Genomic DNA, 26,084 nt, shown 5'->3' on the forward strand with positions numbered 1-26,084 from the left:
GCGGTCTGGCCGGAATCCGGAAAGAAGCGATACGCTGACCCGCCGATTCCGCCCAGGCCGTGCAGTACGCCTCAGCAGCAATCCGGCCGCTGGGCGTGACGGGCAAGGTGCCCGTTATTTACGAGAAGGATGGACGCCATCCGAAATAAGAAAACCATGGCAGGATCGCAGGGCGCTGACCGTATTCCAGCGTCCTGCAATCTTGCGCATGGTTTTTTTGTTTCCGGGGGGGCCGCCTTCGATCATCTCATGAAAGAAGATACCCATGTTTACCAAGCATTCCGTCGAGATCGACTGGGGTGGGCGTCCGCTCAAGCTGGAAACCGGCAAGATCGCCCGCCAGGCTGACGGCGCCGTCGTCGCCACCTACGGCGAGACCGTCGTGCTCGCGACCGTCGTCGCCGCCAAGGCGCCGCGCGAAGGCGTCGACTTCCTGCCGCTGACCGTCGACTATCAGGAAAAGACCTACGCTGCCGGCCGCATTCCCGGCGGCTATTTCAAGCGCGAGGGCCGTCCGACCGAGAAGGAGACGCTGGTCTCCCGCCTGATCGATCGTCCGATACGCCCGCTGTTCGTCGACTCCTGGCGCAACGAGACGCAGGTCATCGTGACCGTGCTGTCGCACGACATGGAGAACGATCCGGACATCGTTGCGCTGGTCGCCGCCTCCGCTGCGCTGACCCTCTCCGGCGTGCCGTTCAAGGGCCCGATCGGCGCCGCCCGCGTCGGCTTCGCCAATGACGAATACATCCTCAATCCGACGCTCGACGAGATGGCCGACACCCAGCTCGACCTGGTCGTCGCCGGCACGTCCGACGCGGTGCTCATGGTGGAATCGGAGGCCAAGGAGCTCAACGAGGACATCATGCTCGGCGCGGTGATGTTCGGTCACCGTCACTTCCAGCCGGTGATCAACGCGATCATCGAGCTCGCCGAGAAGGCCGCCAAGGATCCGCGCGACGTCGCAATCATCGACAACAGCGCGATCGAGAAGGAGATGCTCGGCATCGCCGAGCAGGACCTGCGCACCGCCTACGCGATTCCGATCAAGCAGCAGCGCTATGCCGCCGTCGGCGCCGTCAAGGAAAAGGTGATGGCCTACTTCTTCCCCGAGGGGCAGGAGCCGAAATACGACAAGCTCCGGGTCGCCGCGGTGTTCAAGGAGCTCGAGGCCAAGATCGTCCGCTGGAACATCCTGGACACCGGCAAGCGCATCGACGGCCGCGACGCCAAGACGGTCCGCAACATCGTCTGCGAGGTCGGCGTGCTGCCGCGTGCGCACGGCTCGGCGCTGTTCACCCGCGGCGAGACCCAGGCGCTGGTCGTGACCACGCTCGGCACCGGCGAGGACGAGCAGTACATCGACGCGCTGTCGGGAACGTACAAAGAGACGTTCCTGCTGCACTACAACTTCCCTCCCTACTCGGTCGGTGAGACCGGCCGCCTCGGCGGTACCAAGCGCCGCGAGATCGGCCACGGCAAGCTCGCTTGGCGCGCCATCCACCCGGTGCTGCCGCCGCACCACGAGTTCCCCTACACGACGCGCGTCGTGTCGGAGGTGACCGAGTCCAACGGCTCGTCGTCGATGGCCACCGTCTGCGGCTCCTCGCTGGCGCTGATGGATGCCGGCGTGCCGCTGAAGCGGCCGACCGCGGGCATCGCGATGGGCCTGATCCTGGAGGGCAGCCGCTTCGCCGTGCTGTCCGACATTCTCGGCGACGAGGATCATCTCGGCGACATGGACTTCAAGGTCGCGGGCACCGAGAGCGGCATCACCTCGCTGCAGATGGACATCAAGATCGAGGGCATCACCGAGGAGATCATGCGCGTGGCCCTCGGCCAGGCGCGTGATGGCCGCATCCACATCCTGGGCGAGATGTCCAAGGCGCTGACCGCAGCCCGCGCCGAGCTCGGTGAATACGCGCCGCGCATCGAGACCTTCAAGATCCCGACCGACAAGATCCGCGAAGTGATCGGCACCGGCGGCAAGGTGATCCGCGAGATCGTCGAGAAGACCGGCGCCAAGGTCAACATCGAGGACGACGGCACCGTGAAGGTCGCGTCCAGCGACGGCGAGGCGATGAAGGCCGCCATCAAGTGGATCAAGTCGATCGCCTCCGACCCGGAGGTCGGCCAGATCTACGACGGCACCGTCGTCAAGGTGATGGAGTTCGGCGCCTTCGTGAACTTCTTCGGCACCCGCGACGGCCTCGTGCACATCTCGCAGCTGGCCGACAAGCGCGTGCAGAAGACCTCCGACGTCGTCAAGGAAGGCGACAAGGTCAAGGTCAAGCTGCTCGGCTTCGACGACCGCGGCAAGACCCGGCTGTCGATGAAGGCGGTCGACCAGACCACCGGCGAGGACCTCGAAGCCAAGCAGAAGGACGCGCCCGCCGAGGCGCGCGAAGCCGCCGGCGAGTAAAGCCGCGCGGGCTTGGATGAGACACATTGGATGAGACACAAAGGGCGGCTTTCGAGCCGCCCTTTTTGTTTGCCGGTCGATCCGCGTCATTTCGAGCGCAAGCGAAGCAATCCAGGGACGCGCCCGAACCAAGGGACGCGCCCGGGAGGACTCTGGCGTGCTTCGTCGCCGAGCCCGGCATCGGGCCGCGCATCGGGATCCGCTGGCTCCTCGCAATGACGATGAAGAGGGCTTACCTTCCCTCGACGTCCCGCTGGAGGCCTACGTCCGATGTCCGAGCCGATCATCCGTCCCGCGAGGCCGGACGAATATGACGCCATCGCAAGTCTCTGGATGGAAAGCTGGTGCTCGACCGGGCTGGAGCGCCCGAGCGACGCGCTACTGGGCCTGCTGAAAATGCGCGTGCCGCGCGAGGTGGCCGGCGGCTGGAGTCTCTATGTCGTCGATGACGGCGGCGCGCTCGCGGCGATGCTCGCGATCGACATGCCCAAGCTCTATCTCGACCAGCTGATGATCGCTCCCTCTCATCAGGGCCGCTCGCTCGGCCGCCGTCTGCTCGGCTTCACCCGCGAGCTGCTGCCCGACGAGGTCTGGCTGCGCTGCGCCGAGGGCAACGAGAAGGCGTGGCGCTGGTACGAACGCGAGGGCTTCGTGCTGGAGAAGGCCGAAGCCGATCCGGTGCATGGCCGGATGATGAAGTACTATCGCTGGAAGCGTTGAAGCCGGCCAACGTCCGATCGCGTCGCGTGCATTTGCGACACGGCGGGGCCTTGCTGCCATGATGCGGCTGCACCTCGCCGGTCACAATTTGAGCTTCAGCACTGCATGGCCGGATTGCTGCACGAGACCGGATGAGGTCGCACTGACGCCATAGCGCATGCTCAACTCCAGGCGATCGGTGCCTGCAGTCGCGACTCCGAGGCCTGCCGAGTAGGTCCAGGGCGACAGGCCGAGGCCGCTGGTGACGAAGCCGTCGCCACCGCCCGAGAAGGCGGCACCGATCTGCAGCCGCTGGTTCAGAGCATTGTAGCCGGCACCGACATCGGCCGTCAGACGGACCTGGCGTGCGACCTGATAGACGGCCTTCAGGCCGGCGGTGGCCGTCAGCTCCTGATAGGTCTGGGGATCGACATTCAGGCTGAAGCCGCCGGCGCCGCTCTCGCGATAGGCGTTGCTGCGGACCATGCCATAGTCGAGGCGCAGCGACGGAATGAGCGCGAAACTGTCTGCCAGCGAGATGCGCGTCTTGAGGCCGGCGCCTCCATGGCCCGAAGAGGAGCGATAGCTTCCGCCGGCCGACATGTTCGCGAAGCTGAGCGAACGGCTTTCGCCATTGTCGCTCCATCCGCCGTCGAGCTGATAATCCAGCATCAGGTCGGGCCGGATCGCGTAAGCTCCGTACAGTCCGAGCTGATAGGATGACAGGCCGAGACGGTTCGGCACGGCCTCATCGCTTCCGGTGATCGTCTGCCGCGAATAGCCGAACACACCGCCGACCATCGCCCGCGGCGAAAGCGCGGCATCGGCGCCAAAAGCCAGGCCGCCACCAGAGGCACCGTAGCCCGCAATGCCATCGCGGTCCGCCTGCCGTGCGGTGCCGCCGAGCGGCTGCATCCAGACATGCCGGCCGGTACAGCCGATATCGTCGAGCCGGTTGATCATCGTCTGCCGAAACGCCTGCTGCGTCACGTAGGTCGCCTGCGACGCCGCGCCGGTGAGCACAGGCAACGTCTGCTTGACGGCATTGCTGAGCGAAGGGCCGCTGAGATTGTCGAGCGCGGCAAATCCCGGCGCCATCGACCCGCTCCAGCCCGCCGACGTCGTCGACAACCGGTACAGCATGTCGGCGGCCTCCAGGCCGACGCGGCCGCCGGCCGACCGAAGCGCCGTGCCATAGGGCTGGATCAGCGCCATCGTCGCCAGATCGCCGGTCATGCTTCCCGTGAGATCATAGGTCGAGGTGACCATCTGCGCATTCGACGCGTTGCCGCTCATCGCACCGTAGAGGCTGGTCAGGCTGCCACGGGACAGCGTGTTGAACAGGACGCTTCCCTCCGGGGTGACCGAGCCGAGCAAGGTGAAGCCACCCGCTGTACTGCCCGCCGGCGCAATCCCGGCACCCCAGAAATAGCCGTTCTGATAGCTGGTGATGACGAACCGGCCGGGCGCCTGGGTGCCGAACAAGGCCGGGCTGACGATCCGCCACGGCGTTCCCTCCGTCCAAGCCCATTGCGGCACCGAATTGGCGGGCACCGGGGCTGATGGCGGTGGCGTGAAAGTCGCGGGATCGTAGGGCAGCATGTAGGCCCAATGCGTCACCAGCAGGCTGTCGCCGGTGATCATCTGCATCTCCATGCTGGTCACACCGTTGACCGCGCGCATGTATCCCAGCCCGACCGTCGCCGTGCCGCCTCCGGTCGGCGTGAACAGCATCGTGATCTGGCCGCTGGTGGTGACGAAGCCCTGGATGGTCGAGGTATCGGTCAGCAGCGCCGGACCGATCCTGAGCTGGGCGACGCTGGTCCCGGTGAAGGCGCCATTTGTTGCGGTGCCCAGAGTCCACAGCGTCTGATCACCGATGGGAACAGGGTTCGTGAAGCCGGTCTTCGGCGAGATGTAAGCCAGCAGCTGCGCCGTCGGCACGTACCAGTTCGTATTGGAGATCGTGGAGTCCCATACGGTCGATTGCGCCTGCGCCGGGAGGGCGCAGCCTGCGACACCTGTAGCGCCCATCATCGCGGACATCACGATGACGGAGGTTCTCCAACGCAGCATCGCATCGCCCCCACGACTTGTCTTGCTGCCGGCGCAACCGGCTTTCTGACAGCCGAGGCTGACGCATCGAAGATGCTGCAGTCTCGCATCGAGCGAAAACGTCGCTGCCGGAGTAGCGCCAAATAACGCCTGATTATCCGCGCGGACGGATCGTCTTCAACTGGGAAAAATCGAGCGGATCATCCAAGGCTGCCTTCGGGCAGCAGCCGGGAGCGGCGAAGGCAGGGGCTATTCGCCCTTGAGGTCCTCCGGCCGCGGCATCGAGATGACGTTGTAGCCGGAATCGACGTAGTGGATTTCGCCCGTCACGCCGCCGGACAGCTCCGACAGCAGATACAGCGCGGAGCCACCGAGTTCCTCCAGGGTGACGCCGCGACCGAGCGGCGAGTGCTTCTGCTGGAACGCGAACATGAAACGCGCATCGCCGATGCCGGAGCCGGCGAGCGTACGTACGGGCCCGGCCGAGATCGCGTTGACGCGGATGCCGCGGCGGCCGTAGTCGGCGGCGAGATAGCGCACCGACGCCTCCAGCGCCGCCTTGGCGACGCCCATCACGTTGTAGTTCGGCATCACCCGGTTCGAGCCGTCGAAGGTCAGCGTGATCATGCTGCCGCCGCTCTCCGGCATCAGCTCCGCGGCGCGCTTGGCGATCTCGGTGAACGAGAAGCAGGAGATCAGCATCGTGCGCGAGAAGTTTTCGCGCGAGGTGTCGGCGTAGCGGCCCTTCAGCTCGTTCTTGTCGGAGAAGGCCACGGCATGGACGATGAAGTCGAGCCCGCCCCAGGCCTCGCGCAGCGCAGAGAAAACGCCGTCGACACTGGCGATGTCCTCGACGTCGCAGGGCAGCACGTGCTTGACGCCGAGTTCGTCGGCAAGCGGACGCACGCGCTTGCCGAGCGCGTCGCCCTGATAGGTGAAGGCCATCTCGGCGCCGTGCGCAGCCAGCGTCTTGGCGATGCCCCAGGCGATCGAATGGTCGTTGGCGATGCCCATGACCAGACCGCGCTTGCCTGCCATCAGACCCTGCATGCTCACTCTCCTTCGTCATGCCGGGGCCGACCCAGCCGGGATGATCGTCAGTCTCCGAAGACGCCGATAGCCGGACAGCGGTGCGAAAGAGCTTCGCGCTGTTGTCCGGCCGGCGCCGAGGAACCAGTACCGTTCAAAATTCTAAGCGTCGAGGTGCTTGAAGACCAGCGTCGCGTTGGTGCCGCCGAAGCCGAACGAGTTCGACAGCACGGTGCCGAGCTTGGCGTTGTCGATGCGCTTGCGCACGATCGGCATGTCGGCGAACACCGGATCGAGCTCGGTGATGTTGGCGCTCTCGCAGATGAAGCCGTTCTTCATCATCAACAGCGAGTAGATCGCCTCCTGGACGCCGGTGGCGCCGAGCGAATGACCGGTCAGCGCCTTGGTCGCGGCGATCGGGGGGCATTTCTCACCGACGCCGAATACCTTCCGGATCGCCTCCATCTCGGGCGGATCGCCGGCCGGTGTCGAGGTCGCGTGCGGATTGATGTAGTCGATCCTGGTCTTCACCGTCGACAGCGCCATCTGCATGCAGCGCTCGGCCCCCTCGCCCGACGGCGCGACCATGTCGTAGCCGTCCGAGGTCGCGCCATAGCCGACGATCTCGCCATAGATCTTGGCGCCGCGTGCCTTGGCGCGCTCGAGCTCTTCCAGCACGAGGACGCCGGCGCCGCCGGCGATCACGAAGCCATCGCGGCTCACATCATACGGACGCGACGCGGTCGCGGGCGTGTCGTTGTGCTTGGACGACATCGCGCCCATGGCGTCGAACAGCACCGACAGCGTCCAGTCGAGCTCCTCGCAGCCGCCGGCGAACATCACGTCCTGCTTGCCGTACTGGATCATCTCATAGGCATTGCCGATGCAATGGTTCGAGGTCGCGCAGGCCGACGAGATCGAGTAGTTGACGCCCTTGATCTTGAACCAGGTCGCGAGCGTCGCCGACGCTGTCGAGGACATCGCTTTCGGCACTGCGAAGGGGCCGACCCGCTTCGGACCCTTGGTGCGGGTGATGTCGGCGGCCTCGACCAGCGTGCGCGTCGACGGCCCGCCGGATCCCATGATGATGCCGGTGCGGATGTTGGACACGTCGGAGGATTCGAGTCCGGAATCCTGAATTGCCTGCTCCATCGCGACGTGATTCCACGCCGCGCCTTCACCGAGGAAACGCATCGCGCGACGGTCGACCACCTCGGTCGGATTCAGCGTCGGCGCACCTTGCACCTGCGAACGAAAACCAAGCTCGGCATATTTCTCAGCACGGGAGATGCCGGACTTCGCCTCGTAAAGGCTCGCCAACACCTCCTGGGTGTTGTTGCCGATCGACGAGACGATGCCCATGCCCGTGATGACGACCCGCCTCATGATGTCCGCCTCGCCTTGCTCGTGTGTTCTGTTGCAGTCACGCCTGCTGCACTGTCGGTCGTCGCAGCCCGTCGGTTCAAGACGGCGCGGCGCCCTGCTTGAACAGGCCGACCTTCAGGTCCTTGGCGCGATAGATAATCTCGCCATCCATCGAAAGCCACCCGTCGGCAATGCCGAGCACCAGCTTTGAGCGCATCACCCGCTTGATGTCGACGTTGTACACAACCTTGCTGGCGGTCGGCAGAACCTGGCCGGAGAATTTGAGATCCCCGAGGCCGAGCGCGCGGCCGCGTCCTGCGCCGCCGGTCCAGCCGAGGAAGAAGCCGACCATCTGCCACATCGCGTCGAGGCCGAGACAGCCCGGCATGACGGGATCGTTCTTGAAATGGCAGCCGAAGAACCAGAGATCCGGCTTCACGTCGAGCTCGGCGCGGACCAGACCCTTGCCGTACTCGCCGCCGGTCTCGGTGATCTCGACGATCCGATCGAACATCAGCATCGGCGGCAGCGGCAGCTGCGCATTTCCGGGGCCGAACAGCTCCCCGCGGCCGCAGGCCAGCAGGTCTTCGTATTCATAACTGCCGCGCCGATCCAGCATGCTTGATGCGCCTTTCTCAACGATCCCCGTCGAACGATCCCAGGTGGAAAATGTGCCGCGCGAGATGCTCCTTCGCGCGTCGACCCGTCCATGCCCCCCGCCTGCCTTGCCGCCATTCCCCCGGCGCGAACGTTCCACGATCGCGCCGGACGACGATGACCTCTGCCGGCTGGCGGCCCCGCGCCGGATGATCGAAATGGCAATGGCTGCCATGTCGTCCGGCCGCGCCCGCCAAGGCAGGTCAAATCGGGTCCGCGCGCTCTCTAACATAGGGGATTGCGGCGTCAATGCGCGTGTCCGGGTAATTTGACGGCGGACCGGGACGCGCAACCGGGCCGCGTACGAATTGCAGTTTAGGGGCGTTCTAGATAGGTTAGTTGCGATAAGCTTGCATCTGACGGGGTTTCTTCCTATATCGGGATGGGTCAGTGTGAATTTTTTGGTGCTTGAAGTGGACGCCAGCAACAACGCTTCGATGAGTGGTCACGACCGGGCCAGTCCGGAAGGGCTGGGGACTGGGCGGCAGCCTGCGCTCAATGGCTGCCCGTGGCATGACGTCAACGAAATGCTGCAGACTGCGGGGCTGCGTCCGACGCGCCAGCGCATGGCTTTGGGCTGGCTGCTGTTCGGCAAGGGTGCGCGGCATCTGACCGCCGAAATGCTGTACGAGGAAGCGACGCTGGCCAAGGTTCCGGTGTCGCTGGCCACCGTCTACAACACGTTGAACCAGCTGACGGATGCTGGATTGCTGCGTCAGGTCAGCGTCGACGGCACCAAGACCTACTTCGATACCAACGTCACGGCGCACCACCACTTCTATCTCGAGAACAACCACGAGCTGGTCGACATTCCTGACCAGCATCTGGCGCTGTCGAAGCTGCCGGAGGCTCCGGAGGGTTACGAGATTGCGCGCATCGACATGGTGGTCCGGCTGCGCAAGAAGCGCTGAGACGCGGCAACGATCTCAGACAATCATCTCGGTCGAACCGATGCCCGCGCCCGGCGCGGGCATTTTGATGTCGAGAGTGCATCGGCATCGTGGCCAACACCGCCCGTCGACGACGCGTCAGTTCACCTGCTCGTCGGCATAGACGCCCCACAGTCGCTGCTGCTGGATCCAGCCCTCGAAGCCATTGCCGAGCACGCGGCACCAGCCATTGCCGCACTTCTTCACCTGCGCCACGACCCCTGCCTGCAGCCGCGCCGTGACCGCGCTGGTCGCGTCGGCGCTCTCATAGATCGGCGCGAGCTCGTCCTTGTTCTTCATCGTGACCACAGCGGTGCGGCGTCCGGACAGCAGCGAGTGGTAGACCCAGCCTTCCGAGCCCTCGGAATCGCGCACACGGCGCCAGTTCTCATATTCCGCGGTGATCTCCACCGGCAGTCCGGAGCGGGTGTAGACCCAGGCCACGTCGTTGTCCTTGGTCGGACCGGCGCGGACGTTCACATGGTCGGATTTCAGGCTGACATAGCGCGGCACCGGCAGTCCGCTGGCGCTGAGAGCCGAATCCTTGGCCAACGCACCGCCGACCCCATCGAGCAGACAGACAACGAGAACTGCGACCGCACCGAAACGCCCCAACGCCATTGAACTCAACTCGCTCTCCCTCGCAAGGAACGCGCACTCGTCGCGTGCGATCCTTCGCCCGATCCCCATTGAACCGCCCGGCTGCCCCCCTTCGTGCACAGAGAGGGCTTGCCGAAAGCGCCAGTCCCGACCCGCCGTTGGCTTCTTGTCTTGGCCCGGCCTTCTGCTAGACAGGACCGAACACAAGCGGCCAGGAAGCGCCTGAGAATCGCTCGCGAAACCCTGTCAGGGACGGATCGGCCCACCCGCGAGATCCGACACGACCAGTCCAGGGAAGCGCTCTTCTCAAGCGACGACGGTAGTTTCGGCGAACCCGGTTAATGAGGTCTGAAGGATCTCATGAGAGCAGCACATGTCAGGTAGGAAAAAGCCCCTCGTCGTGGTGACACGCAAGCTGCCGGACTCCGTCGAGACCCGCATGCGCGAGCTGTTCGACGCGCGGCTCAATCTCGACGACGAGCCGATGAGCCAGGAGCAGCTCGCGGACGCCGTGCGGACCGCCGAGGTGCTGGTTCCGACCGTGACCGATCACATCACCGCGGACATTCTCAATCAGCCCGAATGCAAGCTGCGCATGATCGCCAATTTCGGCAATGGCGTCGACAATATCGACGTCGCGGCGGCGGTGGCGCGCGGCATCACCGTGACCAATACGCCGAAGGTCCTCACCGAGGACACCGCCGACATGACCATGGCGCTGATCCTGGCGGTGCCACGGCGGCTGATCGAGGGTGCCTCGATCCTGACCGAGGGCAAGAATTGGGCGGGCTGGTCGCCGACCTGGATGCTCGGCCACCGCATCGGCGGCAAGCGCCTGGGCATCATCGGCATGGGCCGCATCGGCCAGGCGGTGGCGCGACGCGCCCGCGCCTTCGGCCTGCAGATCCATTATCACAACCGCCGCCCGGTCGCCCCCGTGATCGCCGACGAACTCGGCGCCACCTATTGGGAAAGCCTCGACCAGATGCTGGCGCGGATGGACATCATCTCGGTGAACTGTCCGCACACCCCGGCGACGTTCCATCTGCTGTCGGCGCGAAGGCTGAAGCTGATCCGCAAGGATGCCTACATCGTCAACACCGCGCGCGGCGAGGTGATCGACGAGGAGACGATGACGCGGCTGATCGAAGCCGGCGACATCGCCGGGGCCGGCCTCGACGTGTTCGAGCACGAGCCCGCCGTCAATCCTCGCCTGGTGCGGCTGGCGAAAGCCGGCAAGGTGACCCTGCTGCCGCATATGGGCTCGGCGACCATCGAAGGCCGCGTCGAGATGGGCGAGAAGGTGATCATCAACATCAAGACCTTCCTCGACAACCACCGCCCGCCGGATCGCGTGCTGCCGAGCATGCTGTAGGCCCGCCAGCCAGCCTCACACACGGTGTCGTCCCGGCCTTGAGCCGGGACCCATACCGCGTGATGTCTGTAACGGGCATGCCGCCCGTACCCGCGCCTCATGGCCTTCACGGAGTATGGGTCCCGGATCGGCGCTCACCGACGCGTTGCGTCGATGAGCTTGTCCGGGACGACGGCGGATGTACGGCGAGCCACTCGGCCCGCGCCACGCATCACTTCCGATGCGCGCTCAAATCCGCAATCACCAGCCCATCGCCATTGAGCGGATTGGCCGGATCACGCCCATAACGCAGCGTCTCGAAGCGCATGGTGCGCGCGTCCAGCATCAAGAGCCGGCCCACCAGGCCCTCGCCAAAGCCGACGATCTCGCGAATCGCCTCCAGCGCCATCATCGATCCGAGCATGCCGGCAAGCGCGCCCATCACGCCGGCTTCGGCGCAGGCCGGCACGGTGCCGGGCGGCGGCGGCTCCGGGAACAGGCAGCGATAGGTCGGATTGAATGCGCCCTTGTCATTGCGCTCATGCGCGCGGATCGTCGTCAGCGACGCATCGAAGGTCCCGAGCGCGCCTGTGATCAATGGCTTCTTCGCCAGGAAACAGGCATCGGATGCGAGATAGCGGGTGTCGAAATTGTCCGAGCCGTCGAGCACGAGATCGTAGCCGCTGATCAGCTCGAGCGCGTTGTCGGCGTTGAGCCATCCACGATGCGCCACGACATCGACATGGGGATTGAGCGCGTTGATGCGCTCCGCGGCGCTGTCGACCTTCGGCCTGCCGATGTCAGGCGTCGCGTGGATGACCTGGCGCTGCAGATTCGACAGCGACACCACGTCGTCATCGACCACGCCGATCGTGCCGACACCGGCGGCGGCGAGATACATCAGTGCCGGCGCGCCGAGCCCGCCGGCGCCGATCACCAGCACCGACGCACGCTTCAGCGCCGCCTGACCGGGACCGCCGACATCGCGCAGCACGATGTGACGGGCATAGCGCTCCAATTCCTCGTCGCTCAGCATCGTACAGGTGTCCTTCCGCTGTCGCATCGCGATCAGCCGACCATGGAGACGGGAGATCTCCCCACTGAACCGCCGCCGGATTGTGACCGACCAAGCAGATGTGCTTATTTACGTCAGCGGCAAGAGCAGCGGGATTTGTCATGAGACGGCTGGCCACGGCAACCTTCATCTGCGCGATCGCCGCGTGCGCGTCAGCGCAAGCGCAGACCACGCCCGCACCCGTACAAGGCCAGCAGCCCGGCATCAAGCCCAAGCCCGTCGCGGCCCAGGCGATCCGGCCGGGCGTGCAGGCCCCCGCCGACACCGCCAATGCGATGGGACAGGCCGAGCGGCTGGCGCTGCAATCCGATCTCGCCTGGGTGGGCCAATACAATGGCGCGATCACCGGCGACGTCAGCGAGCGCATGGTCAATGCGATCAAGGAGTACCAGAAGCTCAAGGGCGGCAAGCCGACCGGCGTGCTCAACCCGCAGGAGCGCGCCGTGCTTGCGGACACCGCACGCCGCAAACAGGAGAGCGTGGGCTGGAAGATCATGACGGAGCCCACCAGCGGCGCGCGCGTGGGCATTCCGACCAAGCTGGTGCCGCAGCAGACCAGCGACGGCAACGGCTCGAAATGGACCTCCCCCACCGGCACCGTGCAGGTCGTGCTGTCCCGGCGCAAGGAGGCCAATCCGACCACGGCGGCGCTGGCCGACCGCGAGAAGAAGGAGCCGGGCCGCACCGTCGACTACAGCGCCGTGAAGCCCGATTTCTTCGTGCTGTCCGGACTGCAGAACCTGAAGAAGTTCTACATCCGCGGTACCTTCAGGGGCGATGAGGTGCGCATCCTGACCATCCTCTACGACCAAGCCACCGAGAACACGGTCGAGCCGGTCGTGATCGCGATGTCGAGCGCCTTCAACGCCTTCCCGCCGGCGGCGCTGGCCGCTCAGCCGGCGCCGCGACGCAAGGTCGATTACGGCACCGGCCTCGTCGCCAGCCAGGACGGTGCCATCATCGCGGACCGCGAGGTCACCGATGGCTGCGTCGCGATCACCATTCCCGGCTTTGGACATGCCGAGCGCGTCGCAGAGGACAAGGAGCGCGGGCTGGCGCTACTGCGCATCTATGGCGCGCGCGGTCTCAAGCCCTTGATGCTGTCCGGCGGCAACGCGAAATCGACCCTCGACATCGTCGGCATCGCCGATCCGCAGAGCCAGGGCGGTGGTGCCGGAATCAGCAACGTGAAGGCGCAGCTCACCGGCAATGGTTCGGGCGACACCTCGCTGGCGCCGGCGCCTGGCCTTGGCTTCTCGGGCGCGGCTGCGCTCGACGGCGACGGCAAGTTCGCGGGCGTCGTGCTGCTCAAACCCGCCATGGTGGCGGGAGCTGCCGCGGTGCCGGCAGCTCAGGCCGCGCTGGTCAGCGTCGATGCGACCCGCGCCTTTTTGACGTCGCATGGCGTCAAGCCCGATGGCAGCTCACTCGACGCCAAGGCTGCAACGGTCCGGGTGATCTGCGTTCGCAAATAGCGCACGCCCCCGAGGGTCTGCCGCCTCCCCGGCGAAGCGCGCATCGCAGCGCGAGCAGGCGTTTACGCAAAATTAAGCATGTCATTTTACAAAAAATTAAGGGCCCAACGGCGGCCGGCGGGGATCTGACGTGCAGCATCGCGACTGCATCGGATGATGCTCGTCGATGCCGAGCGCTCCTGCGCGGCGCGATCGCTCAACTTCCTAGCACCTTGCTATCAACTCGGAACGGCTCCCGCCGTAGTCAACCGGTCTGTCCAATCGCAGGCCGAGCGTGAGATAGTTCGAACAGTTTCTGTCGGCGTGCTGATTCGGACCACCGCGATCCTTTCATGTTGGATCGGGCCGGGACTGTCCTGAGCGAGAATAGCTCCGCATAGTGCAATCGCGATGCAACTCAGCTTTGGCGTTCTCATTAGTTCCGTCAACATCCGAAGGACTGTTCCCCGATGTACACGATCGTTTTGGCCACGCAGAAGGGCGGCAGCGGCAAGAGCACGCTCGCCATCGGTCTCGCCGTGGCGGCCCAGCAGGCCGGCCACAAGGTGCGCGTGATCGAAACCGACCGCCAGGGCACGCTCACCAAATGGCAGGCGCGCCGCAGCGCCGGCGAGCCGATCGTCGAGGCCGTGTACGATGCGAAGATGATCGAGCCCCGCCTGGAGGCATTGGCCCGCGACGGCGTGACCGTGTGCGTGATCGACACAGGCGCCGGCATCACCGCCTCGACGACAGCGGCGATCCGCTATTGCGATCTCTGCCTGATCCCGGCGCGTCCCAGCGTCGCGGACATCGAAGCCACGGCGCCGACGCTCAGCGTCGTCCGCGCGTGGCGCAAGCCGTTCGCCTTCGTGCTCAACCAGGCGCCCATCCGCGGTGGCCACCGCATCAGCGACGCGACGTCAGCGCTCGATGCCGATGCGCCGCGCGACATCGCCGAGGTGCTGGCCCAACCTTTCATCATGATGCGCAACGACCATCAGGATGCGCTTGCCGCCGGCCTGGGCGTCAGCGAGTTCGACACCGAGGGCAAGTCGGCGCAAGAGATCAAGAGCCTGTGGCGCTGGACCGCCGGCAAGCTCGCCGGCGACCACGTCATGCACGAGGCGGGCGAGCTGAAGGACGCCAGCGAGCACGCCGAGCTCGAATTTCCGATCATGCTGACGCCGCAGCCGGAAGAACCGAAGCTGCCGGTGGCTCGCGTGTACCCGACCTGGGCCGACAACGGCATCAACTGGAAGGCGGGCTTGTAGTTCTCTGCTTGGATAGAAGCCTTCGCCGCAAAGGCGGTATGCTCCCTCGCCCCGCTCTTGCGGGGAGAGGGTTGGGGTGAGGGGCAGCCGTACGGGAAGTTTGCATGTGAGCCTCCTCTACAGTCACGTTGAACGATCTCCGCTAATTAGTTGCTCGGTCATGCCCGGGCTCGTCCCGGGCATCCACGCCGTGCCGAACATGCCGAACGACGTGGATGGCCGGGACAAGCCCGGCCATGACGACTTGGAAACAGTCGGGCACCAAAGTCCGATCGTCGGTGCAGTTCGCCTACTCGCAGCACGGCTGGGAAAGAACCGCGCTATCGGGTCCCGCCCTCCCGCATCTCCAGCATCTTGATGCGCGCATCCGCGCGACGCAGGCGGCGGCACAGCTCGCGATTGATGTTCTGCATCACGATGACATAGGCCTGGATATCGGCCTTGTAGAACGCATAGAGCTCGCGTGCCGTCAGCTCGTACAGCACCGTCGGCGTCTCCGCCACGACCGTGGCCGACCTGTTCTGCATCTCCAGCAAGGTCATCTCGCCAAAGAAGTCGCCAGGCTCCAGATTCGACATGTGAATCACACCGCCTGTCGGCAGACGCTCGCTGACCTCCAGTGTGCCGCCGTGGACCACGAACATCGAACGTCCCGGCTCGCCCTCGGCGACGACGGTGGCGCCTGCCTCAAAGCGACGTTCGACCAGCATGGACATGAGCCGCTCGAGACTCGCGTCCGACAGTCCGCCGAAGAACGGCGTGGCGAGCAGGAATGCCTTCAGGTCGGGCGAGCTGACAGCCATGGCGCGAGTATACGCCCGCACCGGGCCCCTACAAGCGCACCGCGGGGGAAGCGCCGCACCTCAGCGCTGGCACTTCGGGCACCAGAAGGTCGAGCGGCCGTTCTGCACGAACCGCTTGACCACGCCGCCGCAGCCGTCCGTCCGGCACGGCTCGCCCTCGCGGTCATAGACCTGGAACGAATGCTGGAAATAGCCGAGCTCGCCGGTGGTCTGGCGATGGTCGCGCAGCGACGAGCCGCCGGCACGGATCGCCTCGTTGAGCACGGTGTGGATGGCATCGACCAGCCGCCTGGCGTGATCCGTCGGCTCGCCCTTTTTTGTGGCCAACGTCGCGGCCAGCCGCCGCGGCGAGAGGTGCGAACGGAACAGCGCCTCGCAGACATAGATGTTGCCGAGCCCGGCGACGACGCGCTGGTCGAGCAGCGCCGCCTTGAGGCTGGTCTTCTTGCCGGCGCAGGCGCGCGCCAGCATCGCGGCGTCGAACGCATTGCCGAGCGGCTCCGGCCCCAGATCCTTCAGATGCGGCTCGGTCTCGATCTCGCCGCGGCCGATGATCTTCATGAAGCCGAAGCGGCGCGGGTCGTTGAAGACGATGTCGGCGCCGGAGGACATGTGAAACACGACGTGGTCGTGCACGCTGTCCTTGCCGCGCGGAGTGTGAAACTCGCCCGGCGTCTCCTCGTCATCCTGCTTGATCACCCGGAACGAGCCGGACATGCCCAGATGCATCAGCAGCACGTCGCCGGAGCCGAGATCGGCCAGGAGATACTTCGCGCGACGGCCGAGTCCCCTGACGGTCTGGCCCTGCAGGCGCTTCGCAAAATCGGGCTGAAACGGAAACCTCAAATCGCCGCGCCGGGCCTCGGCGGTGACGATGACGGCCCCTTCCATGACCGGCTGCAGCCCGCGCCGGACGGTCTCGACTTCGGGCAGCTCGGGCATCCCTGTTCATTTCACCTTTTGCAACGGCGACCATTCACCTTGTCCGGCTGACGTGATAGCGCCTTGGCCGCACCGGCGCTATGGTGCCGTATCGGAGTAAGGGTGATGGATCAGACGGACCAGACCACTCATTTCGGCTTCAGGGACGTGCCGCTGGGCGAGAAGCAGGCGCTGGTGAACGACGTGTTTCACAGCGTGGCCTCCCGCTATGACCTGATGAACGACCTGATGTCCGGCGGGCTGCACCGCGTCTGGAAGGACATCATGATCAACACGCTGAACCCGCCGAAGAGCGACGCGCCGTTCGCGCTGCTCGACGTCGCCGGCGGCACCGGCGACATCTCCTTCCGCGCCGCCAAGAAGGCCGGCGCAGGATTCCATGCGACCGTGTGCGACATCAATGGCGACATGCTCGAGGTCGGCCGCCAGCGCGCGGTGAAGCAGTATCTCGACGACAAGGTGTCGTTCGTCGAGGGCAATGCCGAGAAGCTCGCCTTCCCCGACCGCTCCTTCGACGCCTATACGATCGCCTTCGGCATCCGGAACGTGCCGCAGATCGAGTTGGCGCTCGCCGAGGCGTATCGCGTGCTCAAGCATGGCGGCCGCTTCCTGTGCCTGGAATTCTCCACCGTCGAGGTGCCCGGGCTCGACAAGCTCTACGACCTGTTCTCGTTCAACGTGATCCCGCAACTCGGCCGCGCCGTCACCGGCGATGCCGAGTCCTACCGCTACCTCGTCGAATCGATCCGCCAGTTTCCGCGCCCCAACGCGTTCGCCGAGATGATCTCGGCCGCGGGATTCTCGCGCGTGTCCTGGCAGACCCTCTCCGGCGGCATCGTCGCGCTTCATTCCGGCTGGCGTTTGTGATCTCTGCCCTCACTCATATTACGCGGCTCGCCCGGGCCGCCCTGGTGTTCGCGCGCGAGGGCGTGTTCGGCGCCGTCGATCCCAGCCTGGCGCCACCGCCCGGCCAGCTCGCACTGAAGCTGGCGCGCCTGGTCGAGCGACCCGGCGCCAAGTCCGGGCCAAGATTGTCGCGGGCGCTGGAGCGGATGGGGCCGGCCTATCTCAAGCTTGGCCAGTTCCTGGCGACGCGGCCCGACGTCGTCGGCGTCATCATGGCGCGCGACCTCGAATCGCTGCAGGACCGGCTACCGCCATTCCCGCAGGCCGAGGCCGAGGCGGTCATCGCCACCGCGCTCGAACGTCCCATCAGCCAGCTGTTCACCTCGCTCGGCCCTCCGGTCGCGGCCGCGTCGATCGCGCAGGTGCATCGTGGAGAGGTCGAGCGCGACGGCATCCGCCACGCGGTCGCAGTCAAGGTGCTCAGGCCGAACGTCGCAGCGCGGTTCCGCCGCGACCTCGCGGACTTCTTCTTCGTCGCCGAGAAGGCCGAGGCGCATTCGTCGGAAGCGCGCCGTTTGCGCCTGGTCGAGGTCATCAACACGATGTCGCGCTCGGTCGCGATGGAGATGGACCTTCGCTTGGAGGCGGCCGCGCTGTCCGAGATGGCGGAGAACATCAAGGACGATCCGGACTTCCGCGTGCCCGCGGTCGACTGGGACCGCACCGCCAACACCGTGCTGACCATGGAGTGGATCGACGGCATCGCGCTGAACGACCACGTCCGGCTCGCTCAGGCCAATGTCGATCTGCCCGATGTCGGCCGCAAGGTGATCCAGAGCTTTCTGCGCCACGCGCTGCGCGACGGCTTCTTCCACGCCGACATGCATCCGGGCAACCTGTTCCTGGACAAGCAGGGCCGCCTGGTCGCGGTCGATTTCGGCATCATGGGCCGGCTCGGCATGAAAGAGCGGCGCTTCCTGGCCGAAATCCTGCTCGGCTTCATCACCCGCGACTATCGCCGCGTCGCCGAGGTGCATTTCGAGGCCGGCTACGTGCCACCACACCATTCGGTGGAGAATTTCGCGCAGGCCATCCGCGCCATCGGCGAGCCGATCCACAACCGCACGGCCGAAGAGATCTCGATGGCCAAGCTGCTCACGCTGCTGCTCGAGGTCACCGGCCTGTTCGACATGCGTACCCGCCCCGAGCTGATCCTGCTGCAGAAGACCATGGTGGTGGTCGAGGGCGTGGCGCGCGGCTTCGATCCCAAGCTCGACATCTGGAAGGTCGCCGACCCCGTGGTCCGCGAGTGGATCGAGCGTAATCTCGGGCCCATCGGCCGCATCGAGGGCGCCGTCACCGGCATCGGCGAGTTGGCGCGACTGACCGCCACCGTGCCGGTGCTCGCCGCCCGCGCCGCCGCCGTGCTCGAGAACCTGGAGACGATGACCCGCGACGGCCTCCGTTTGTCACCGGAAACCATCGCCGCGATGGGCCGCACCGAAGGCAAGAAGAGCCGCTGGCGCGCCATCGCGCTGTGGGTCATCGCGCTGACGTTCATCGGCATCCTGTTCGCGGTGCTCAGGCTTTGATGCGACGACAGCGCCGCCCTCTCCACGGGGTCATTCCGGGGCGCCCGCAAGGGCGAGCCCGGAATCCATATCCCCGAGCCGTCGTTTGACGAAGACGGGCGCCACTGCGATCTCGCGACCCACAGCCTTTCGTGGTTATGGATTCCGGGCTCGCGCTGCGCGCGCCCCGGAATGACGGCAGCTGAGAGCTGGGCTCCATGGGCCGCCTTCTGATTGCACTGCAATCAGTTTATGCTAGCATTGCTTTCACAACGACAATGCTGGGAGGCGGTCATGGCGAGCCTGACCATCCGCAAGCTCGACGATTCGCTGAAAACCTACCTGCGCCTGCGCTCCGCGCAGAACGGCCGCTCCGTCGAAGAGGAAGTCCGCGTCATCCTGCGCGCCCTGATCGAGCCGGTCGATCCGTCCGAGCCGCCTTCGGCTCCCGCTCCGGCCGAGCCGCTCGTGCCGCAGCCCGGCCTCGCGCGCGAGGCCCGCGTCACCCTGATCATCGGCGGCGGCATCGCCGCGTACAAATCGCTCGACCTGATCCGACGCCTCCGGGAGCGCCACATCCAGGTCCGCTGCGTCATGACGAAAGCGGCCACGCAGTTCGTCACCGAGCTCGCGGCGTCGGCGCTGTCCGGCGACCGCGTCTTCACCGACCTGTTCGACGCGCGCAGCGAGTTCGACGTCGGCCACATCCGGCTGGCGCGCGACTGCGATCTGATCGTGGTGGCGCCCGCGACCGCCGACCTCATGTCGAAGATGGCGCAGGGCGCGGCCGATGATCTCGCCAGCGCCATCCTGCTCGCCGCGAGCCGGCCGATCCTGCTGGCGCCGGCGATGAATCCGATGATGTGGAGCAATCCCGCAACGCGGCGCAACGCCGCGACGCTGCAGCGCGACGGCATCCACATGATCGGGCCGAACGCCGGCGAGATGGCCGAGAAGGGCGAGGCCGGTGTCGGCCGCATGGCCGAGCCGACCGAGATCGCCGACGCGGTGGTCGCGATGCTGAAGCCGCCTGTGCCGCGCCCGCTCGCCGGCCGGCGCGTGCTGATCACGGCGGGACCAACCCATGAGCCGATCGACCCGGTGCGCTATATCGCCAACCGCTCCTCCGGCAAGCAGGGCTTTGCCATCGCCGCCGCCGCGCAGGCCGCGGGCGCCGACGTGCGGCTGATTTCGGGACCCGTCGAGCTCACCGATCCCAAGGGCGTCAGGGTCACGCATGTCGAATCGGCGCGGCAGATGCTCGACGCGGTCGAGGCGGAATTGCCGGCGGATGTCGCGATCTTCGCCGCGGCAGTGGCCGACTGGCGCGTGGCCAATGAAGGTGGGCAGAAGCTGAAGAAGACCGAGAAGGCGATCCCGCCGCTGCAGCTGGTCGAGAACCCCGACATCCTCGCCACCATCTCGAAGCTCAAGGAGAAGCGTCCCGGCCTGGTCATCGGCTTCGCGGCCGAGACGGAACATCTGATCGACAACGCCAAGGCCAAGTTCGCGCGCAAGGGCTGCGACTGGATCGTCGCCAACGACGTTTCGCCGGCAACCGGCGTGATGGGCGGCGACCGCAACACCGTGCATCTCTTGACGAAGGACGCCGACGGCGTCCATGTCGCGTCGTGGCCGATCATGACCAAGGACGAGGTTGCGACCGCCTTGGTCGCCGAGATCGCCAGAACCGTGGGGCCTTCTGCGTGAGCCAGACCATCGCGATCGACGTACAGATCCTGCCGCATGGCCAGGGGCTGCCGCTGCCGGCCTACCAGACCGCGCATGCCGCCGGCATGGATCTGCTCGCGGCCGTTCCGGCCGATGCGCCTGTCGTGCTCGGCCCCGGCAGCCACGTCATGGTGCCGACGGGACTCTCGCTTGCACTGCCCGACGGTTACGAGGCGCAGGTGCGGCCGCGCTCGGGGCTCGCGGCACGGCACGGCGTCACCGTGCTGAACTCACCCGGCACGGTCGACGCGGACTATCGCGGCGAGGTCTGCGTGCTGCTGATCAATCACGGCCAGGACGCGTTTACGATCAAGCGCGGCGAGCGCATCGCGCAGATGGTGATCGCGTCGGTCGTGCGCGCCGAGCTCACGATCACTACGACGTTGTCGGAGACGGCGCGTGGCAGCGGCGGCTTCGGCTCGACGGGCCGTTGAACTACGGGGACTTCGCCACAGTTCCGACTCGGCTATGCCCATCGATGAACGCATTTTCATCCCGTGCAACCACCGTTCACGGTCTGGACTCTTACCGCTGGAGTCCCGAAGCGGTTATTGTTGATTGATTCGTGAAACGGCGCGGTCGACGCGATATCGGCGCCGCGCGGAACTTCGTGCGGTTTGGGGCAAATATGTCGGGCGTGATCGTGGTGATGCGTCAGACGCTGCTGTCGTGCACGTCACTCGCGCGCAAAGGCCTGATGGGTCTCGCTGCGACTGCGCTTGCGCCGGCAACACCGGTCCTCGCAGGCGATGGCGTGCCGGCGGATACCATCTCTACGCTGTTCGAGCTGAGCCGGTCTGATGTCGCCGAGGTCACGGCGATGCTGGCGCTGCTCGGCTTCTCCGTGGTCGCGGCCATCGCGCTGGTGCGCACGCGCCTGGCTGCTGCGCGAAAGGAGGCGCGGCTGCGCGCGGATGTCGCCGAGCTGCAGTTGCAGGCCGACCGCTACCGCGCGCTGCTGTTCGCCGAGCCGCAGATCCTGATCGCCTGGCCGGCCGGCGGCCATCGTCCGCAGATCTCCGGCGACACCTCGATGCTGGTGCCATCCGATCAGCCGCAGCGCATTCTCGCCTTCGGAACCTGGCTGCCGCCGGAGCCCGCATTGCAGCTCGACCGCGCGGTCGAGGCGCTGCGCGAGGCGGGTGAAGGGTTCATGCTCAATCTCACCACCTCGCACGGCCATGCGATCGAGGTGATGGGACGTGCCATCGGCGGCCAAGCCATCGTACGGATGCGCGAGCTCTCGGGCCTGCGCCGCGAGCTGGCCGAGACCCAGCTCAGATTGAAGGCGCTCGGCGAGGAGACGGAATCTCTGCGCGCGCTGGCCTCCGCCCTGCCCTGGCCGATCTGGGCACGGCAGGCCAACGGCGCGCTGTCTTACGTCAACGCCGCCTATGCCCGCGCCGCCGACGCGCGCGACATCCCCGATGCGATCAGCCGCAATCTCGAGCTGCTCGATTCCGCCGACCGCACCGACCTGCAGCGTGCGCTCGGCGCCGGCGGACATTTCGAAGGCCGGCTGCCGATCGTCATGGGCGGCGAGCGCCGCATCCACGACGTGCGCGCCTTCACGCTCGGCGGCGGCAGTGCCGGGGTCGCCATCGACGCCAGCGAGGTCGCGGCGCTGACCGACGCGCTGGTGCGCATGCACGAGGCGCACCGCCGGACGCTCGACCAGTTGTCGTCAGGCGTTGCCGTATTCGACGGCCAGCGTCGCCTCGCCTTCTATAACGACTCCTATCGCCGGCTCTGGGATCTCGATCCGACGTTCCTCGACGGCCAGCCGGATGATTCCTCGGTGCTCGACCGCCTGCGCGCCGCGCGCAAGCTGCCCGAGCAGGCCGACTTCCGCGCCTGGAAGGCCAAGCTGCACGAGGCCTATCGCGCGGTTGAGGCCGCCAAGGACACCTGGTTCCTGCCCGACGGGCGCGCCATGTCTGTGATCACCACGCCCAACCCCGAGGGCGGCGTCACCTATCTGTTCGACGACGTCACCGAGAGCTTTGCGCTGGCCCGCCGCTATGACGGCCTGATCCGGGTCCAGCGGGAGACGCTGGACAGCCTCGCCGAGGGCGTTGCGGTGTTCGGCAGCAACGGCCGGGTCGAGCTGTTCAATCCGGCCTTCGCCAAGATGTGGCGGCTGTCGCCGGATCGCCTGCGCGAGCATCCGCATATCGACACCGTCGAATCCTGGTGCCGCTCGCTCTATGACGACAGCGTCGCCTGGCGCACCATCCGCGAGGCCATCACCTCGATCGAGAACCGCCTCGACGTCGCGCTCAAGCTCGAGCGCAAGGATGGCAGCGTGCTCGACTGCATGAGCCGGCCGCTGCCGGACGGCGCGACCATGCTGACGTTCCAGGACATCACCGACACCGAGAACGTCGAGCGTGCGCTGCGCGAGAGCAACGAGGCGCTCGAAGCCGCCGGCCAGATGAAGATCGACTTCGTCCACCACGTCTCCTACGAGCTGCGCGCGCCGCTGACCACGATCATCGGCTTCGCGCATTTCCTGTCGGATCCGTCGACCGGCCCGCTGACGCCGAAGCAGGCGGAGTATCTCGACTACGTCACCAAATCGACCAATGCGCTGCTGGCGCTGACCAACAACATTCTCGACCTCGCCACCATCGATGCCGGCGCGATGAAGCTCGAGCTCGGGCCCGTGGACGCCGCCAAGGCGATCGAGGCCGCCGCCGAGGGCGTACAGGACCGTCTCGCGACCGACCGCATCCGCCTCGAGGTCGAGGTCGCCGCCGACGTCGGCAGCTTCGTTGGCGACGAGCGCCGCGTCGTGCAGGTGCTGTACAATCTGCTCGCCAACGCCGTCGGCTTCTCGCCGCAGGATTCCACCGTGATCGTGTCCGCTCGCCGCACCGACCACAGCGTCGCCTTCGCGGTCACGGATTCCGGGCCGGGCATTCCGGCCGATATCAAGGACCAGATGTTCGACTGGTTCGTCAGCCGCTCGCAGGGCTCGCGCCATCGCGGCGCCGGGCTCGGCCTGTCGCTGGTGCGCTCCTTCGTCGAGCTGCACGGCGGCAAGGTGCGGATGGATTCGGTGGTCGGCAAGGGCACCACGGTCACCTGTGACTTCCCGACCGACCACATCGCGCAACGCAACGCTGCGGAATGACCGACCGACAGACATTCACGACCGCGCTGGCGGACGAGACCGCAACCGCCGCCCTGATGGCCGACCTCGCCTTGCTGATCGGCCCGGGCGTGCTGATCACGCTCACGGGCGATCTCGGCGCCGGCAAGACCGCTGCGGCGCGGGCGATGATCCGCTATCTTGCCTCCGACGACGAATTGGAGGTGCCCAGCCCGACCTTCACCCTGGCGCAGAGCTACGACCTGCCGAGCTTCCCTCTGGTCCATGCCGATCTCTATCGGATCAGCGACGCCTCCGAGCTGGAGGAGATCGGACTGTCGCCATTGCCCGAAGCGACGGTGGTGCTGATCGAATGGCCCGAGCGCGCCGGCGATGCACTGCCGCAGGATCGCATCGACATCGCGCTGCGCCACGATCCGTCCCAGGGTGACAGCGCGCGCAGCGTCGAGATCGCCGGCACCGGCAAGGCGGCTGCGATCGTTGCGCGGCTGAAGGCGCTGCGCGACTTCCTCGCCGAGGCCGGTCACGCCAAGTCGCGCCGCGAGCGCATGGCCGGCGATGCCTCGACCCGCTCCTATGCACGGCTGCACAAGGGCGAACGCGTCTTCATTCTGATGAACTCGCCTAAGCGCCCCGACGGCCCGGCGATCTACAACGGCAAGCCTTATAGCGGCGCCGTGCATCTCGCCGAGGACGTCCGTCCCTTCGTGGCGATCGCAGGCGCGCTGCGCAGCCGCGGCATCTCAGCGCCGAAGATCAACGACGCCGATCTTGACCACGGCTTCCTGATCACCGAGGACCTCGGCCGCGAGGGCGTGATCGAAGGCGAACGGCCACGGCCGATCGTCGAACGCTATGAGGCCGCGACCGATCTCCTGGCCGCGCTACACGCGCAGGACGTGCCCTCGGTGCTGCCGCTGGCGCCGCAGGTGACCTACGAGGTCCCAACCTTCGACGTCGACGCGATGCTGATCGAGATCAGTCTGATGCTCGAATGGTACCTGCCGGATCGCGGGGTGGAGCCGTCGCAGGTGCTGCGCGCGGAATTCCTGGAGATGTGGCGCGACCTGCTGGAAGCACCGCTCGCCGGCAAACAGACCTGGGTGATCCGCGACTATCACTCGCCCAACCTGCTGTGGCTCCCGGCGCGCGAGGGCATCGCGCGGGTCGGCGTCATCGACTTCCAGGACGCGGTGATGGGTCCGCCGGCCTACGACGTGGTCTCGCTGACGCAGGACGCCCGCATCGATGTGTCGGCCGATATCGAGCAGGCCCTGCTCGCCCGCTACGTCGCCGCCCGGGCCGCCGCATCCACCGACTTCGACGCCGACGCCTTCCATGCCGACTACGCCATCCTGTCCGCCCAGCGCAACACCCGCCTGCTCGGCACCTTCGCCCGCCTCAACCGCCGCGACGGCAAGCCGCACTACCTCAAGCACCAGCCCCGCATCTGGGACTATCTGCACCGCTCGCTGGCGCACACCGCGCTCGACCCGGTGCGGGCGTGGTACGCCGCAAACGTGCCGCCGCCGGCGGGCGTGAGCTGAGGCACGATCGCGCCTCCAGAAAGGCCGTCGTCCCGGCGAACGCCGGGACCCATACCGCGGACGCTATCGAGGGACGGGACTGGCAGTTGACCGCCTCACCACGGCCGGTGGCTATGGGTCCCGGCTCGAGGCCGGGACGACGGGGGTGTGGGCGGCGGCTCCGCGTCAAACCACACCCCCCGTAGCTTTACCGGTTCTTAGCCATCCCCCTTTACCTTGCCCCCACGGTGCCCAGCGCCGGGCGTGAACGGAGGTTGCGATGGCAGAGCGGATGAAGGGCGAGCGCGTCGTCTTCGAGCGCGGCATTCCGGCTTTCATGATGGGCATCGACGGCACCTGGCGGCGCAACTGCACCATCGAGGACGTCTCCGAGACCGGCGCCAAGCTGACGGTCGAGGGCTCCGTCGAGGGCCTGCATCTGAAGGAATTCTTCCTGCTGCTGTCGTCGACCGGCCTCGCCTATCGGCGCTGCGAGCTGGCCTGGGTCAATGGCGACCAGATCGGCGTCACCTTCCTGAAGCAGGGCAAGAAGAAGAGCAACAAGCGGGCCACCGCCGAGGCCTGATCAGATCGCCGCCTGCGTCATCTTGCGTCGGGGACGGCCAGCGCCGCCGTC

22 protein-coding genes are annotated in these 26,084 nt (G+C 66.4%); 13 read left to right on the forward strand and 9 right to left on the reverse strand.

The features are described from left to right. Positions 1-114 precede the first annotated feature (114 nt). Positions 115-267: a hypothetical protein gene (locus QX108_RS17410; protein WP_315729253.1), complete on the reverse strand. Its 153-nt coding sequence runs from the start codon at positions 265-267 to the stop codon at positions 115-117. On the opposite strand from QX108_RS17410, the gene pnp reads away from it, so the two are divergent. Further along, a complete protein-coding gene (gene pnp, locus QX108_RS17415) occupies positions 266-2,422 on the forward strand; it encodes a polyribonucleotide nucleotidyltransferase (protein ID WP_315723040.1) in 2,157 nt (718 codons plus the stop codon). The genes QX108_RS17410 and pnp overlap by 2 nt on opposite strands. 270 nt (positions 2,423-2,692) lie before the next feature. Beyond that, positions 2,693-3,142 carry a GNAT family N-acetyltransferase gene (locus QX108_RS17420; protein ID WP_315780878.1) on the forward strand — a complete coding sequence of 150 codons (450 nt, stop codon included), beginning with the start codon at positions 2,693-2,695 and terminating at the stop codon, positions 3,140-3,142. A gap of 81 nt (positions 3,143-3,223) precedes the next feature. Here the strand turns inward: QX108_RS17420 and QX108_RS17425 are convergent, their stop codons facing one another. From QX108_RS17425 to fabA, 4 genes are all read right to left on the reverse strand, one after another. Beyond that, positions 3,224-5,197, reverse strand: coding sequence for an autotransporter outer membrane beta-barrel domain-containing protein (locus tag QX108_RS17425; RefSeq protein ID WP_315780880.1), 1,974 nt, complete (start codon positions 5,195-5,197; stop codon positions 3,224-3,226). A 228-nt stretch (positions 5,198-5,425) separates the two neighbouring features. Then, positions 5,426-6,226 carry an enoyl-ACP reductase FabI gene (fabI, locus tag QX108_RS17430; RefSeq protein WP_315780882.1) on the reverse strand — a complete coding sequence of 267 codons (801 nt, stop codon included), beginning with the start codon at positions 6,224-6,226 and terminating at the stop codon, positions 5,426-5,428. 141 nt (positions 6,227-6,367) lie between these two features. Beyond that, complete coding sequence (fabB, locus tag QX108_RS17435; protein ID WP_315780884.1) at positions 6,368-7,591, reverse strand: beta-ketoacyl-ACP synthase I; 1,224 nt, start codon at positions 7,589-7,591, stop codon at positions 6,368-6,370. 76 nt (positions 7,592-7,667) lie between these two features. Beyond that, on the reverse strand, positions 7,668-8,189 hold the full coding sequence (gene fabA / locus QX108_RS17440; RefSeq protein WP_172113547.1) for a 3-hydroxyacyl-[acyl-carrier-protein] dehydratase FabA: 522 nt from the start codon (positions 8,187-8,189) through the stop codon (positions 7,668-7,670). A gap of 475 nt (positions 8,190-8,664) precedes the next feature. Here fabA and irrA point away from each other — a divergent pair, with 475 nt between their 5' ends. Next, entirely contained in the window at positions 8,665-9,138 is a 474-nt protein-coding gene (gene irrA, locus QX108_RS17445) for an iron response transcriptional regulator IrrA (protein WP_042340464.1), read from the forward strand. A 117-nt stretch (positions 9,139-9,255) separates the two neighbouring features. Here irrA and QX108_RS17450 read toward each other — a convergent pair whose 3' ends face one another. After that, positions 9,256-9,777, reverse strand: coding sequence for an SH3 domain-containing protein (locus QX108_RS17450; RefSeq protein WP_315781358.1), 522 nt, complete (start codon positions 9,775-9,777; stop codon positions 9,256-9,258). 352 nt (positions 9,778-10,129) lie between these two features. On the opposite strand from QX108_RS17450, the gene QX108_RS17455 reads away from it, so the two are divergent. Further along, complete coding sequence (locus tag QX108_RS17455; protein ID WP_172113548.1) at positions 10,130-11,131, forward strand: 2-hydroxyacid dehydrogenase; 1,002 nt, start codon at positions 10,130-10,132, stop codon at positions 11,129-11,131. Between the two features lie 211 nt (positions 11,132-11,342). Here the strand turns inward: QX108_RS17455 and QX108_RS17460 are convergent, their stop codons facing one another. Further along, positions 11,343-12,146, reverse strand: a complete 804-nt coding sequence (locus tag QX108_RS17460; RefSeq protein ID WP_315780887.1) for a molybdopterin-synthase adenylyltransferase MoeB — start codon at positions 12,144-12,146, stop codon at positions 11,343-11,345. A gap of 140 nt (positions 12,147-12,286) precedes the next feature. Between QX108_RS17460 and QX108_RS17465 the strand changes: the two genes are divergently transcribed. Then, positions 12,287-13,660 (forward strand): peptidoglycan-binding protein, encoded by a 1,374-nt coding sequence (locus tag QX108_RS17465; RefSeq protein ID WP_315780890.1) that lies wholly within the window; start codon positions 12,287-12,289, stop codon positions 13,658-13,660. A gap of 449 nt (positions 13,661-14,109) precedes the next feature. Then, the gene (locus QX108_RS17470; RefSeq protein WP_315780892.1) at positions 14,110-14,913 is read left to right on the forward strand and encodes a ParA family protein; all 804 of its coding nucleotides are present in this window, start codon (positions 14,110-14,112) and stop codon (positions 14,911-14,913) included. Positions 14,914-15,233: 320 nt separating this feature from the next. On the opposite strand, the gene QX108_RS17475 is transcribed toward QX108_RS17470, so the two are convergent. Together QX108_RS17475 and mutM are read right to left on the reverse strand one after the other, a co-directional pair. Beyond that, entirely contained in the window at positions 15,234-15,716 is a 483-nt protein-coding gene (locus QX108_RS17475; RefSeq protein WP_315780894.1) for a cyclic nucleotide-binding domain-containing protein, read from the reverse strand. Positions 15,717-15,776: 60 nt separating this feature from the next. Next, a complete protein-coding gene (gene mutM, locus QX108_RS17480) occupies positions 15,777-16,658 on the reverse strand; it encodes a bifunctional DNA-formamidopyrimidine glycosylase/DNA-(apurinic or apyrimidinic site) lyase (protein ID WP_315780895.1) in 882 nt (293 codons plus the stop codon). Positions 16,659-16,763: 105 nt separating this feature from the next. On the opposite strand from mutM, the gene ubiE reads away from it, so the two are divergent. From ubiE to QX108_RS17515, 7 genes are all read left to right on the forward strand, one after another. After that, positions 16,764-17,525 (forward strand): bifunctional demethylmenaquinone methyltransferase/2-methoxy-6-polyprenyl-1,4-benzoquinol methylase UbiE, encoded by a 762-nt coding sequence (gene ubiE, locus QX108_RS17485; protein WP_315780896.1) that lies wholly within the window; start codon positions 16,764-16,766, stop codon positions 17,523-17,525. Further along, entirely contained in the window at positions 17,522-19,096 is a 1,575-nt protein-coding gene (gene ubiB / locus QX108_RS17490) for a 2-polyprenylphenol 6-hydroxylase (RefSeq protein WP_315723065.1), read from the forward strand. The genes ubiE and ubiB overlap by 4 nt, the downstream gene beginning before the upstream one ends. A 273-nt stretch (positions 19,097-19,369) precedes the next feature. Then, positions 19,370-20,785 (forward strand): bifunctional phosphopantothenoylcysteine decarboxylase/phosphopantothenate--cysteine ligase CoaBC, encoded by a 1,416-nt coding sequence (gene coaBC / locus QX108_RS17495; protein WP_315723067.1) that lies wholly within the window; start codon positions 19,370-19,372, stop codon positions 20,783-20,785. Next, positions 20,782-21,240 carry a dUTP diphosphatase gene (gene dut, locus QX108_RS17500; protein WP_315723069.1) on the forward strand — a complete coding sequence of 153 codons (459 nt, stop codon included), beginning with the start codon at positions 20,782-20,784 and terminating at the stop codon, positions 21,238-21,240. Before coaBC ends, dut begins: the two co-directional genes overlap by 4 nt. Before the next feature lie 194 nt (positions 21,241-21,434). Next, positions 21,435-23,942 (forward strand): sensor histidine kinase, encoded by a 2,508-nt coding sequence (locus tag QX108_RS17505; RefSeq protein WP_315780899.1) that lies wholly within the window; start codon positions 21,435-21,437, stop codon positions 23,940-23,942. Next, on the forward strand, positions 23,939-25,468 hold the full coding sequence (tsaE, locus tag QX108_RS17510; RefSeq protein WP_315780901.1) for a tRNA (adenosine(37)-N6)-threonylcarbamoyltransferase complex ATPase subunit type 1 TsaE: 1,530 nt from the start codon (positions 23,939-23,941) through the stop codon (positions 25,466-25,468). The genes QX108_RS17505 and tsaE overlap by 4 nt, the downstream gene beginning before the upstream one ends. Positions 25,469-25,727: 259 nt before the next feature. Continuing rightward, on the forward strand, positions 25,728-26,033 hold the full coding sequence (locus QX108_RS17515; protein ID WP_172113558.1) for a PilZ domain-containing protein: 306 nt from the start codon (positions 25,728-25,730) through the stop codon (positions 26,031-26,033). Positions 26,034-26,084: the final 51 nt, after the last annotated feature.

Source organism: Bradyrhizobium sp. SZCCHNR1002 (assembly GCF_032381435.1).
GTDB classification, from domain to species: Bacteria; Pseudomonadota; Alphaproteobacteria; order Rhizobiales; family Xanthobacteraceae; genus Bradyrhizobium; species Bradyrhizobium aeschynomenes.

Excerpts from the sequence above, each read along its gene's own strand:
- pnp (WP_315723040.1), top strand. The coding sequence starts at position 266 with ATGTTTACCAAGCATTCCGTCGAGATCGACTGGGGTGGGCGTCCGCTC.
- QX108_RS17410 (WP_315729253.1), bottom strand. The coding sequence starts at position 267 with ATGGGTATCTTCTTTCATGAGATGATCGAAGGCGGCCCCCCCGGAAAC.
- QX108_RS17420 (WP_315780878.1), top strand. The coding sequence starts at position 2,693 with ATGTCCGAGCCGATCATCCGTCCCGCGAGGCCGGACGAATATGACGCC.
- QX108_RS17425 (WP_315780880.1), bottom strand. The coding sequence starts at position 5,197 with ATGCTGCGTTGGAGAACCTCCGTCATCGTGATGTCCGCGATGATGGGC.
- fabI (WP_315780882.1), bottom strand. The coding sequence starts at position 6,226 with ATGCAGGGTCTGATGGCAGGCAAGCGCGGTCTGGTCATGGGCATCGCC.
- fabB (WP_315780884.1), bottom strand. The coding sequence starts at position 7,591 with ATGAGGCGGGTCGTCATCACGGGCATGGGCATCGTCTCGTCGATCGGC.
- fabA (WP_172113547.1), bottom strand. The coding sequence starts at position 8,189 with ATGCTGGATCGGCGCGGCAGTTATGAATACGAAGACCTGCTGGCCTGC.
- irrA (WP_042340464.1), top strand. The coding sequence starts at position 8,665 with ATGAGTGGTCACGACCGGGCCAGTCCGGAAGGGCTGGGGACTGGGCGG.
- QX108_RS17450 (WP_315781358.1), bottom strand. The coding sequence starts at position 9,777 with ATGGCGTTGGGGCGTTTCGGTGCGGTCGCAGTTCTCGTTGTCTGTCTG.
- QX108_RS17455 (WP_172113548.1), top strand. The coding sequence starts at position 10,130 with ATGTCAGGTAGGAAAAAGCCCCTCGTCGTGGTGACACGCAAGCTGCCG.
- QX108_RS17460 (WP_315780887.1), bottom strand. The coding sequence starts at position 12,146 with ATGCTGAGCGACGAGGAATTGGAGCGCTATGCCCGTCACATCGTGCTG.
- QX108_RS17465 (WP_315780890.1), top strand. The coding sequence starts at position 12,287 with ATGAGACGGCTGGCCACGGCAACCTTCATCTGCGCGATCGCCGCGTGC.
- QX108_RS17470 (WP_315780892.1), top strand. The coding sequence starts at position 14,110 with ATGTACACGATCGTTTTGGCCACGCAGAAGGGCGGCAGCGGCAAGAGC.
- QX108_RS17475 (WP_315780894.1), bottom strand. The coding sequence starts at position 15,716 with ATGGCTGTCAGCTCGCCCGACCTGAAGGCATTCCTGCTCGCCACGCCG.
- mutM (WP_315780895.1), bottom strand. The coding sequence starts at position 16,658 with ATGCCCGAGCTGCCCGAAGTCGAGACCGTCCGGCGCGGGCTGCAGCCG.
- ubiE (WP_315780896.1), top strand. The coding sequence starts at position 16,764 with ATGGATCAGACGGACCAGACCACTCATTTCGGCTTCAGGGACGTGCCG.
- coaBC (WP_315723067.1), top strand. The coding sequence starts at position 19,370 with ATGGCGAGCCTGACCATCCGCAAGCTCGACGATTCGCTGAAAACCTAC.
- QX108_RS17505 (WP_315780899.1), top strand. The coding sequence starts at position 21,435 with ATGTCGGGCGTGATCGTGGTGATGCGTCAGACGCTGCTGTCGTGCACG.
- tsaE (WP_315780901.1), top strand. The coding sequence starts at position 23,939 with ATGACCGACCGACAGACATTCACGACCGCGCTGGCGGACGAGACCGCA.
- QX108_RS17515 (WP_172113558.1), top strand. The coding sequence starts at position 25,728 with ATGGCAGAGCGGATGAAGGGCGAGCGCGTCGTCTTCGAGCGCGGCATT.